This is a genomic window from Lacrimispora algidixylanolytica (assembly GCF_003609635.1).
GTDB classification, from domain to species: domain Bacteria; phylum Bacillota; class Clostridia; order Lachnospirales; family Lachnospiraceae; genus Lacrimispora; species Lacrimispora algidixylanolytica.
In genome coordinates, this window is sequence record NZ_MCIA01000031.1 from 388,853 (window position 1) to 400,826 (window position 11,974).

10 protein-coding genes are annotated in these 11,974 nt (G+C 41.2%); 4 read left to right on the top strand and 6 right to left on the bottom strand.

Annotated elements, in window-relative coordinates; all coding sequences use genetic code 11:
* Positions 1 to 17: 17 nt before the first annotated feature.
* From BET01_RS16875 to BET01_RS16895, 5 genes are all read right to left on the bottom strand, one after another.
* Complete coding sequence (locus BET01_RS16875; protein ID WP_120198033.1) at positions 18 to 824, bottom strand: metal ABC transporter permease; 807 nt, start codon at positions 822 to 824, stop codon at positions 18 to 20.
* Positions 811 to 1,518, bottom strand: a complete 708-nt coding sequence (locus BET01_RS16880) for a metal ABC transporter ATP-binding protein (RefSeq protein ID WP_120198034.1) — start codon at positions 1,516 to 1,518, stop codon at positions 811 to 813. The genes BET01_RS16875 and BET01_RS16880 overlap by 14 nt, the downstream gene beginning before the upstream one ends.
* 21 nt (positions 1,519 to 1,539) lie before the next feature.
* Complete coding sequence (locus BET01_RS16885; protein ID WP_120198035.1) at positions 1,540 to 2,496, bottom strand: metal ABC transporter substrate-binding protein; 957 nt, start codon at positions 2,494 to 2,496, stop codon at positions 1,540 to 1,542.
* A gap of 63 nt (positions 2,497 to 2,559) precedes the next feature.
* Positions 2,560 to 2,871, bottom strand: coding sequence for a hypothetical protein (locus BET01_RS16890; RefSeq protein WP_120198036.1), 312 nt, complete (start codon positions 2,869 to 2,871; stop codon positions 2,560 to 2,562).
* Positions 2,872 to 2,900: 29 nt separating this feature from the next.
* Positions 2,901 to 3,305 (bottom strand): Fur family transcriptional regulator, encoded by a 405-nt coding sequence (locus tag BET01_RS16895; RefSeq protein ID WP_120198037.1) that lies wholly within the window; start codon positions 3,303 to 3,305, stop codon positions 2,901 to 2,903.
* A 199-nt stretch (positions 3,306 to 3,504) separates the two neighbouring features.
* Here BET01_RS16895 and BET01_RS16900 point away from each other — a divergent pair, with 199 nt between their 5' ends.
* The 4 genes from BET01_RS16900 (at position 3,505) to BET01_RS16920 (ending at position 9,959) form a co-directional block, all read left to right on the top strand.
* Positions 3,505 to 5,313: an aminotransferase class I/II-fold pyridoxal phosphate-dependent enzyme gene (locus BET01_RS16900; RefSeq protein ID WP_120198038.1), complete on the top strand. Its 1,809-nt coding sequence runs from the start codon at positions 3,505 to 3,507 to the stop codon at positions 5,311 to 5,313.
* 17 nt (positions 5,314 to 5,330) lie between these two features.
* Complete coding sequence (locus BET01_RS16905) at positions 5,331 to 5,915, top strand: class I SAM-dependent methyltransferase (protein WP_120198039.1); 585 nt, start codon at positions 5,331 to 5,333, stop codon at positions 5,913 to 5,915.
* Positions 5,916 to 6,473: 558 nt separating this feature from the next.
* Entirely contained in the window at positions 6,474 to 7,634 is a 1,161-nt protein-coding gene (locus BET01_RS16910) for a tyrosine-type recombinase/integrase (RefSeq protein WP_120198040.1), read from the top strand.
* Positions 7,635 to 8,186: 552 nt separating this feature from the next.
* Positions 8,187 to 9,959: a methyl-accepting chemotaxis protein gene (locus BET01_RS16920; protein WP_120198042.1), complete on the top strand. Its 1,773-nt coding sequence runs from the start codon at positions 8,187 to 8,189 to the stop codon at positions 9,957 to 9,959.
* Between the two features lie 98 nt (positions 9,960 to 10,057).
* On the opposite strand, the gene BET01_RS16925 is transcribed toward BET01_RS16920, so the two are convergent.
* The gene (locus tag BET01_RS16925; RefSeq protein WP_120198043.1) at positions 10,058 to 11,944 is read right to left on the bottom strand and encodes an ABC-F family ATP-binding cassette domain-containing protein; all 1,887 of its coding nucleotides are present in this window, start codon (positions 11,942 to 11,944) and stop codon (positions 10,058 to 10,060) included.
* Positions 11,945 to 11,974: the final 30 nt, after the last annotated feature.

Consider the following 11,974-nt stretch of genomic DNA (forward strand, 5'->3'; position numbering starts at 1 on the left):
TTACTCCTTACTGCCTGTTATCCTTTTCCGCCAAGTACCTTTTTACCGGTAAAAATAAGCAGAAGAGAAAGGACTCCCACCAAAACTATGGTTCCTCCTGGTTTCAGTCCAAAATAATAGGCAAAAAAAAGCCCTGCGATCATAAACACAACATCAAAGCTTATGGCATAAATTACCGTCTGCTTATAATTTTTCCCAAACTGCATAGCACAGGCCACAGGGATCACCATCATGGAAGACACGATGAGTGCTCCTACCGTCCTAGCTGCAATGGAAATAACGGCTGCCGTTAATATGGTGAATATGAAATTAACTTGTTTCACCGGTACTCCTGCCAGCCTTGCGCTGCGTTCATCAAGGGCCATATAAAATAGTTCTTTGTATAATAGTAAAAACACGAGAAGGACCACCGCAGAAACTCCAATGACCAGATACATCTCCATATCACTAATTGCTACAATACTGCCAAAAAGAAAGCTGTTAAAGTTTGCCGAATTCTTTACAAATCCAGATAACACTCCAGCAAGTCCGATTCCGGCAGACATCATAATGGCAATCGACATCTCAGAATAACGAGGCAGTTTCCTGCGAATAGCCTCAATTCCAAAGGCTGCAATGATACAGGCTGCTGCTGCACTGGCTACAGGGTTGATTCCGAGAATAAGCCCTGCCGCAACTCCGGCAAGAGAAGTATGGGAAAGGGCATCCCCTATCATGGACAATCGTTTTAGTACAATAACGACACCAATACAAGGGATCACAGTTGCCAGCAGAATTCCCACCAGGAATGCACGCTGCATAAATCCATAGTTAAATATCTCCATGGTTTTCTCCTTTCCTCTCCTCTATTACTCGTTTCATCACTCCATCTTGTAGCTGCCAGACATCGTCTGTAAGCTCTGATAAACAGTTTCTGTCATGGGTAACCATAAAAACAGTTACCCCGTCTTCGCGATTGAATTTCTTGATCAGCCGGTAAAACTCTTCCGTGTTTTCCTTATCCACTCCAGAAGTTGGCTCATCAAGAATTAAAAGTTTTGGCTGATTTACCAGAGCACGGGCAAGAAGGACCCTCTGTTGCTGGCCCCCGGAAAGCTTTCCAATGAGTCGCTTTTGAAACGGCTCCATTCCTACCTGACTAAGTACCTGATGTACCAGTTCCTTTTCCTTTTTTCCGCCAAACCGAAATAAGCCAATCCGGGAATAGAGATTTGCCTGAACGATCTCCTCCACCGAAGCAGGGAAATCCTTATAAGATGCCATTCCATTTTGAGGAACGTAGCCCACCTGGCTCCAGCTATCAAATAGCTTTAGCTCCCGGCCCATGAGACCTATGGTGCCATTTTCCCCAGTTAAGGGCAGTTCTCCTAACAACATCTTTATTAATGTACTTTTTCCGGCCCCGTTGGCTCCGATCAAAGCGGCAAATCGGCCCTCTGGAACACAACAATCTGCTCCGTTTAAAACCGGCGTATTTCCATAGGAAAAGGTCAAGCCCTTTATTTCAATCGCGTTCACAATTCTTACTCCTGTTCCTTTTTATTCAAGTGCATCCTTTATGGCAACAAGGTTCTTCTCCATGACTGAAAAATAGTCCTCTCCATCTTTTACTTCCTGATCGCTAAGACCTTCTACCGGACTTAGTACCTGAATCTTTGCTCCAGTCTCTTTTGCAATGGCCTCAGCCACCTTAGGACTTACAAGTTCCTCAAAAAAGATGGTTTTAACCTTATTCTCCTTGACAAAATCAATGACTTCAGCCATTCTTGCGGGATCTGGTTCCGAATCTGGCGTTAAACCTTCAATTCCAACCTGGGTCAGACCATAGGCGGCACACAAATATCCGTAGGCTTCATGGGATACTACAATGGATTTGTTTTGAAGAGGATGTAAGGTATCCCTAAAAGATTGATCCAGCTTATCAAACTTTTCTGCGTAGGTCTTATAATTGGCCTCATAATAATCCTTGTTTACAGGATCGGCCTTCACAAGTCCTTCTTTTATGTTTTCCATTTCCTTTTTTGCATTTTGAGGATCCAACCATACATGAGGATCAAATTCTCCATGGTCATGTTCTTTGTCCTCTTCTTTATGAGCCTCTCCTTCTTCTTCATGGCCTTCCTTCAATGTAATACCAGTGGAAGCTTCTACAACAATCAGGTTCTTATTACCAAGGCTCTTTAATACATCTTCCGTCCAATGTTCCATTCCGGCACCGCTGTAGATAAATACATTGGATTCCTCCAAACTGGCGATATCACGGGTTCCCGGTTCCCACTCATGAGGCTCAGTCCCTGATGGAACCATATTTTTCACGTTGACCTTATCTCCGCCTACCTTTAAGGTGAAGTCATAGACTGGGTAAAAACTAGTCATGACATTAAGCTTATCCCCTTTGTCTTCCTTTTGTTTTCCGGCACAGCCGGTAAGCAGAACACTAATAGAAAGGGCAGCAATTGCTAGAAAGCAACTCGCCCTCTTTCTGTTTTTTTTCATTTTATTCCTCCGTTTTTACGATAAAACACAAGCTCAGATCATTCTCTTACTCATAAGAATGATTCAACGATTCAAACGGACCTTTAATCCAACCAGGGATAACCTAGAAGATAAAATTCCGGCATTATATTTTCTTGCCTGATTTTTAAAACAATTGTATGCGAAAATAAATAAGATCCCGCTCCCCAATGTCTGGGAAAGCAAATGAACTGTGCGGATACAAGTCCTAAGTTCAGAACAAACTACGCAGTTCATGCCTGTACAATCATGATTTAAATGCGTCAGCACAAAGATGGAAGAAAAAAGAAGGGTCATTGCAATTATTACAGCAAGTAGCATTGCAATCTGTTGCCTGTGATGTTTAAAAGCTATCATTCCCGTTCTCCTTTTCTTGTCCATTTTATTTACTGGCACTGGCTGCAATAGCCGTAAAGCACCATATGATGCTGATCTAATCTAAATCCATGGTCTTCGTTGATATGCTCATAGAATGCATCCAGCTTGGAGCACTCCAAAGGAATAATCCCACCGCACTTTAAGCATACCAGCTTACCTACATTGCTATATATGTCTTCACCGATGTAACGAAACTGTGCTTTGGATCCGTCTACAGACGGGATTTTTACCACGGCCCCGTCATCTGTAAGACGTTCTAGCGCCCGGTATACCGTTGTCTGTCCTACATGGATCCCGTCACGGTGGAGACACTCCATAAATTGCTCTACCGTACAAAACATCTCTTTTTGTTTCTCTAAACAGCTCAAAATAATCTCTTGCTGCTTTGTCCGGTATCTGCCTCTCTCTGCCATAATATACCCCCGTTTTCGAAATCAGAAATCATTTTCATATTATAACACGATTTTTTTCAGTGTCAAGGTTCTTTCTATATTAGGATAACATGATAACTTCTTTTTTATTTTTTCTTCCCCATTGACAGCTTTGGAAAAACCTGCTATTATGTTCATAAATTAACTAATTAATATATTTTTGAACATAAAGGAGAATGTCATGCAGGCTATCATTCTAGCCGCCGGTATGGGACGGCGTTTAAAAAAGCTGACAGAGAATCAGCCAAAATGTATGGTTCAGGTAAACCAGGTTCCACTGATTGAACGCATGTTAAAACAGTTAGATCAGTATCATTTAAATAGGATTATATTGGTCACAGGGCACGAAGGTGAGCAGCTTAGAACCTTCACAGCTTCCTTAACTTTGAGTACCCCCATTATCTATATTGATAATCCGGTGTATCAGACTACCAATAACATTTATTCCCTGTATCTTGCAAAGGAACACCTTCTTCACGACGATACCATCTTGTTGGAATCCGATTTGATTTTTGAACAGGAGGTCTTGACCCAGATTATACAAAATCCTTATCCCAATCTGGCATTGGTGGCGCATTTTGAAAGTTGGATGGATGGAACCGTTGTTTTACTTGATGAACAAGACAATATTACTAAGTTCTTAACGAGAAAAGATTTCCGGTTTGAAGACATTCATTCCTATTATAAGACGGTAAACATTTATAAGTTCAGCAAGGGCTTTTCTGAGACCAAGTATGTACCATTTTTAGAAGCCTACAGCAAGGCACTTGGAAATAATGAATATTACGAACAAGTGTTAAAGGTTATTTCCTTATTGGATGATCATGACCTAAAGGCTACCCGCCTGGAAAATGGTTTCTGGTATGAGATTGACGATGAACAGGATCTGGATATTGCAGAATCTATTTTTACAGATTCCCAAAGCAGGCTGAGCAGAATTTCCAGCCGGTACGGCGGATTTTGGCGGTATCCCGGACTTCTTGATTTTTGCTACCTGGTGAATCCTTATTTCCCAAACAGCCGCCTTATGGGAGAAATCAAGGCCAGCTTTGAAGCCCTGTGCACAAACTATCCTTCCGGTTTGGAAATCAACAATCTTTTGGCTGCAAAATCCTTGGGACTTAATCGGGATCATGTACTCACTGGTAATGGGGCTGCAGAACTTATTAAACCATTGATCCGTTTCTTTGAACGTGGGGTGGGCATTGTAAGGCCTTCTTTTGAGGAATATGGAAACTGCGCTAGGCAGCCAGTCCCGTTTACCGTATCTACTCCGGATTTTTCTTATACGGTGTACGATCTCATGGAATTTTATAAGGATAAGGAAATTGATGCGCTTGTGCTGGTAAATCCAGAAAACCCCACTGGAAATTACATAAAAAAGAATGACGTTGTTTCTCTTCTTGAATTCTGTGCTGAGAGAAATACGTATCTGATTTTGGACGAATCCTTTCTTGACTTTTCTGCTGCGGAAGAAGAGCCATCTTTAATGAACCAGGAGACCCTTGATGCTTACCCAAATCTGGTTCTTATTAAAAGCATTTCAAAATCCTATGGAGTTCCTGGTCTCCGACTTGGCATCTTAGCTTGCAGTGACCCGTCCGTTACAGCACTTGTTCGAAAAGAACTGCCTGTCTGGAACATTAACTCCTTGGCAGAATACTTTTTGCAGATTTTTGAGAAATATCAGTCTGACTATACGGAAGCCTTAAGAAGATTTAAGGAGACACGGATTCACATGTACGAGGAGCTTGGTACCATTCGACAGCTAAAGCTCTACCCATCGGAAGCGAATTTCATTCTGTGTGAGATTATAGATGGATGTTCCGCTTCCCAAATTGCAGAACTTTTACTCAACCGCTACAACATTTTAGTAAAGGACTTATCAAATAAGTCCGGCATGGAAGGAAGAGAGTTTATACGCATTGCAGTCCGTACGAAAGAAGACAACAATCGGCTGGCCGATGCGCTGAAACATATATTACGATAATCAAGGAGGCAACAAAGATGAATACACTGGAAACCCAAAAAGAAACCTGGAAGCAGATTTGGACCCGCAAGGGAAATGCAGACAGCACTGTAACTGATTTACTTGCTTACGATGGATATGAGGCCACTCAGGTGGATATGGAAGAGGTGGCAAGACAAATCATAGAAAGACTGGATATCCGGAAGGAAGATAAGGTCTTGGAAGTTGGATGCGGAGCGGGGGCACTTGCACAGTATTTAGACTGCGATTATGTGGGCGTAGATTACTCTCCCACTCTGGTTAAGAAACACATTGAATTTTTAAACCATTCCGTCCTCACAGGTGAAGCTGCTGACTTGCCCTTTAAAGATAATTCCTTTGATAAGGTCATCTGTTATGGCGTTTATCTATATTTTGATAATAAAGAGTATGCAAAAGCAGCTACAGAGGAACTTTTAAGAGTGGCAAAGAAAGGTGTTTTAATTGGAGAGATTCCCATGCGCTCTCACCGGGAAGAGCATCTCTTATTCCAGAAGGATGACTTTAAAGACTGGGATCTCAGCGACGGTTTCTATGACCCGTATCGCAAGGATCGTTTCAATGCATTATATGTGTTCTCATAAATTGTAAGGCTTATTAAAAATACCAGTTAAAAAGGCAGCGATCAGTATATCTGACCGCTGCCTTTTTTAGCCAATAGATCTTTCTGAAAACCTAACATTTATTAATGAAATTACTATTGTAGTATTTTTAAAAATGATTATAATGAGGTTAATACTAATTCAATCGCATTGATACAAAAAATATTTAAATCATTCTACGCAGAATGATAAAGGAGACATTATTTTTAATTCTATTATGTTATTTCAAACTTCTATTTTCTGATGTGTTTACTTTCTATATTAACACAATCTTCCCCATGACAGATCTTCTTATTTTATAAATTGAAACAGTAGTTTTACCCATTAGAAAAGGCGCAGTTTAACTAAAACCACGCCGCAGCTTTCAGACAAATTTCGACATGATTCATTATATAATACTGGCTTATTGTTTGTCAATCTAAACAAATATAGTATTGATGATAGAATTCGAACGCTTAAATACGAAAGATGCAAAGCATTTTTGGCGAAAATCACAACATTCGCCGTCAAAAATCACGTCAAAAAAGGAGAATTATAGCAATGCCACGCAAAGGTGAAAATATATACAAGCGAAAAGACGGACGTTGGGAAGGTCGACAGCAAAAAATAGGAGGAAAATACCATTACTTTTATGGCAAAAGTTATCGTGAAGTAAAAGTAAAAATGAGATTATTTCTGGAGAACAATAAATTATCAGAGAATATCATACCAATTTCTATACCTAATGCAGTTGACCAATTTAATACTTGGTTGGAATGTGAGATTGTTAACCGGGTGAAACCCTCTACTTATGAGAGTTACTACAACTGCTTAAAGAAATACATCATTCCTTTCTATTTAAATAACTATATTGATGAAATCACAGAAGAATCTGTAATGGATTTTGTGAAAGAAATGAAAGAAGATACCTCAATTTCAGAAGCTTATAAAAAAAAGATTCTGGCAATTTTTAAAACAGCATTAAAAGAAATATTAAATAATAAGAAGGACTCTACAGCCATACTTCAAGCAGTTAAACTACCCAAGGCAGAACAAAAGGAAGTAGAGATATTCTCCATGAAAGAGCAAAGACATATAGAGTGGACAGCCATTAATTATGAAGACAAACGTGCGATTGGAATTATACTTTGCATTTACACTGGCATTCGGCTTGGAGAACTTTGTGCGTTAAGGTGGAGTGATTTTGATTTGGAAGCGGGCACTATGTCAATTAAACGTACCGTAACCCGAACGAAAAACTTTACGCTACAAGATACGAAAACTCAACTCAATGTCGGCACACCAAAAAGTCGTACATCGATAAGAAAAATCCCCCTTCCAGCGTTTCTTGTAGCAATTGCAAGAGAATATATTCTGATCGATGATAAGGAAGATTATTATGTCATGTCAGGAAGTAACGTGCCTATCGATCCTAGGGCATACCAAAAGTTATTTAAAAGAGTACTAAAAAAGGCTGGCGTAAAGGATCGCAAATTCCATTCCACCCGTCATACCTTTGCAACCAGAGCACTGGAACTACACGTAGATATAAAGACCGTTAGTGAAATACTGGGTCACTCAAATGTAGCAATCACCATGAATGTGTATGCCCATTCGCTTATGGAGCAGAAAAAAATAGCGATTGATAAGTTTAATCACATGCACCTTACTAGCATGGAGCAACAATCATTCGCCGTCAATTCTTCCGTCAATACAGCTTAAAGTCATGAATAATATAGAGTTCAAGCATACTAGACACAGTTTTAGTTAAACTGCGAATCCCCCATGCACGCTTCATACTTTCTTTTTGCAGAACAAATTGAAACAATCATACATAAGAGAAAGACCAATCACAGGAGGTAAAAGGCATGAAGAATTTCAGGGATTACAGTATTACAAAAAAACTGCTCACCGCTTTTCTAGGCATGGTGCTGATNTGGAACTACACGTAGATATAAAGACCGTTAGTGAAATACTGGGTCACTCAAATGTAGCAATCACCATGAATGTGTATGCCCATTCGCTTATGGAGCAGAAAAAAATAGCGATTGATAAGTTTAATCACATGCACCTTACTAGCATGGAGCAACAATCATTCGCCGTCAATTCTTCCGTCAATACAGCTTAAAGTCATGAATAATATAGAGTTCAAGCATACTAGACACAGTTTTAGTTAAACTGCGAATCCCCCATGCACGCTTCATACTTTCTTTTTGCAGAACAAATTGAAACAATCATACATAAGAGAAAGACCAATCACAGGAGGTAAAAGGCATGAAGAATTTCAGGGATTACAGTATTACAAAAAAACTGCTCACCGCTTTTCTAGGCATGGTGCTGATGATGTTAATCATTGGTAGCGTGGGCATATTCGGCATGATCCGCATTAATCAGATGGATACCTATTTATATGAGGAACAGACAGCTCCAATCAACGAACTGTTTGCCTCTAACAAAAGCCTCTATCAGCTTCGTACCGATACCAATGCAATGATAATTCATGCAGGCAACCAATCAGAACTGGCAAACCTGGAACAAGATTATCAGAATTCAAAGCAGCTATTCTTACAAAATGCTACAGAATACCGAAAGAGCATGAAAACTGCTTCTGGGCTTGCAACACTAGACGAAGCAATTCAATTATTTGACAAGTCTTACGATCCCATCATTCAAAAATGTCTGGAAGCAGCAAAATCCGGAGATAGTAAGGCTGCTTTATCTGCACTAAACAGTGATTCCGAGAACATACAGAAAATTTACGATAACATGGATAAACTCATAAGCCTACGTATGGATTCTGCCAAGCAAACAAGCAAGACAAACGACACCACCGCAATTATACTCACAGCAACCCTTTGTATCATTGTAGCCTTGGGAACAATCGTTGCTCTCTACTTAGGCCTTAAGATATCAAAAATGATCAGCAATCCCATTAGTCAGGTGGTTTCCGCTGCAAAGAAAATTGCTTTGGGCCATGTTGATGTAGATCTTAAGGACATTGATTCCAAAGATGAAACTGGTCAGCTCGCCGACGCTTTTACACAGATGCTTCAAGGAATTCGGGAACAGGTCATGATAGCAGAAGAAATCAGCAATGGAGACTTTACAAAGGAGGTCCCACTCCGTTCTCAAGAAGACGTCCTTGGCCTTGCTCTGCGCAAGATAGAAAACGATCTTAACCGTACTCTTCTTCTTATCAACATCTCCGCTGATCAGGTAAATACCGGTGCAGAACAGGTTTCCTCTGGCGCCCAGGCATTGGCATCAGGTTCTACCGAGCAGGCTGCTACCGTCGAAGAGCTGACTGCTTCTATCACTACTATTGCAAGACAAGCGGAACATAACGCAAGTAACGTCCGTCTCGCCTCCACTCATGTGGAACAAAGTAACGCTGGCGTTTCAGCAAGCAATGAATATATGCAGAGCTTAAATGAGTCCATGAATAAAATTGGAACCGCCTCCACTGAAATATCCAATATTACCAAGGTGATCGAGGACATTGCATTTCAGACAAATATTCTGGCTTTAAATGCTGCCATTGAAGCAGCACGTGCTGGCAATGCTGGAAAAGGCTTTGCCGTGGTTGCTGACGAGGTTCGTAACCTTGCCATTAAATCCGCAGAAGCTGCTAAGGAAACCGCAGTTCTCATAAACCATTCTGTAGAAGCAGTTTCAGAAGGGGAAGAGATGGCATCTGAGACTTCCAAAATCCTAAAAGAAGTCTATGAAACGTCCAAACTGGTAGAACAGGCCATTCTAGAAATCGAATCAGCCTCAAGCAGTCAGGTGGCTGCCATTGAAGAAATCAACCAGGGACTTTCTCAGGTATCAGCTGTCATTCAGACCAATGCAGCTACAGCAGAAGAAAGTTCTGCATCCAGTGAAGAGCTATCCGCTCAGGCTCAGACGCTGCAACAAGAAGTAGGGAAGTTTAAGCTTAATAAAAACGCTTCCACTCAGTCTAACGCATCAACTGACTTTGGATCTGATTTCGGATCTAAATTGGGAACCGCCTCTATATCTGGATCTGCATCAGGAAAATACTAATGCGATAACAATATAAGAGTAGAACAAAGTTATCAATAGAGTCATGCTACATAAAAGCGTAGAATTACGACCATAGCGGTCCTGATTCTACGCTTATTTTATATCATTTCTTCCCCAAACGCAGCTTCAAACCATTCCATGCACCACCTGGTCCATTCTTCCATGGCCTTATCCCGTTCCATCAACATCTCATCATATCTGGGGGCTTCTAGCCATTCCTGCCCATTCCAGAAGTCCTGTGACTCCAGCCAGGACATCTTTATCTCTTCCAAGCGTTCGGTCAGCTCTCCCACCCGTTCTCTTGCTGGTATCAATTTTTCAAATACCAATCCCAACTTCCAATCCATGTATGCCTCTTCAGTGGAAAGTTCTTTTAATCGATGTCTTTCTGCTTTCGGTACGGCTCTCATGCCAGCGATCAAAGCCTGCTCCTCCGCTTTTACACGAGCTGCAACCCCTTCCCCAGTTTCTGCCACCCTGCTCCGTTCAATATAATGTTCATAACCGAAAGGATAATAAAACACCGATTGTTCCTCAAATAGCAGAATCGATTCTGCCACCCGGTTTAAGAAATACCGGTCATGAGAAACAAAAAGTATGGTTCCCGTATAAGTCATAAAGGCAGACTCCAGCGTCTCTTTTACCCTAATATCCATGTGGTTGGTAGGCTCATCAAGAATCAAAAAGTTCGGTCTGCTCTGTAAAAGCTCCATAAGAACAAGTCTTGCCTTTTCTCCACCTGATAAAGAATCCACGGACTTAGAAGCTTCTTTTCCACCAAATAAATAAGCCCCAAGAATGCTCCTCACCTCTTTTTCCGTCAGAGACGGGAATAAATCGTGAAAATGCTCCGCAACGGTTTTCGAGGATGAAAGCTCCGCAGAATGCTGATCAAAATAGCCGATGGTGATTTGATTTCCAATGGAATATTCTCCAGAAAGTGGGGGAATAAGTCCTGCCACTGTTTTTAAAAACGTGGTTTTCCCTGTTCCATTGGGACCCAGAATACCAATTTTTTGTCCCCTACGGATTCTCATGGTGAGTTCTGAAATAGGTTTGTCATATCCTATTTTCAGATGTTCCGATTCAAAGACCCATTTACTGCCTAAGATTGCAGGCTCTATGGTTCCAGTAAATATATGGCCTTCGTCCTCTATGGGCTTTTCCACTAGTTGGATCTTTTCAGCCGCCTTCTTCTTCGCTCTGGCAAAAGCAGCCTTACTGGGCTTGTTTTTAAACCGCTCCACCATCGCATTTAGACGGTTGATCTCCTGCAACTGCCTCTCATGCTCCTTGGTGCGGATTCTTATGGCCTTTTTCTTTTCCTCCCGGTAGTGGGTATAACCGCCGGGATAACGGGTAAGCCTTTTTCCAGAAAGCTCATAGACTACTGATACCGTCTGATCCAGGAAAAACCGGTCATGAGACACCATGACTACAGACTTATCATACCCCTTCATATACTGCTCCAGCCATTCTATGGTCTGGATGTCAAGATGATTCGTGGGTTCGTCCAAAAGCAGAATATCCGGCTTTTGAAGTAAAAGGCCAATCAATGCGATCTTTGTCTGCTCTCCACCGGAAAAATCTGAAACTTTTCTTATTTTATCTCTTTTATGAAAACCAAAGCCCGTGAAGAGCGTGTCATATTCCCGTTCATATTCAAACCGTTCCACAGAATAGGTATCTTTATAAGGGCATGAGGATAACAGTTCTTCTTCAACCGTCCTGTCCTTTTCTCCAAATGCCTGCTGCTTTAAGTATCCTACTGTAGGCTTTCTTGCGCTTACAATCCCTGGGCCATTTCGCTTGTCGTCACGATCTAAACTGATCTCCCCAGCTATTAATCTTAAGAGGGTGGTTTTCCCGGCACCATTGCTCCCCACCACCGCTATTTTTTCATTTCCCCGTATCTCAAAATCAATATGTGACAAGATAAGATTACCGCCTGCACTTACCGTCCCATCTATAATTTGATACAACATATTAAATCCCTCTGTTTCATGATATATCCT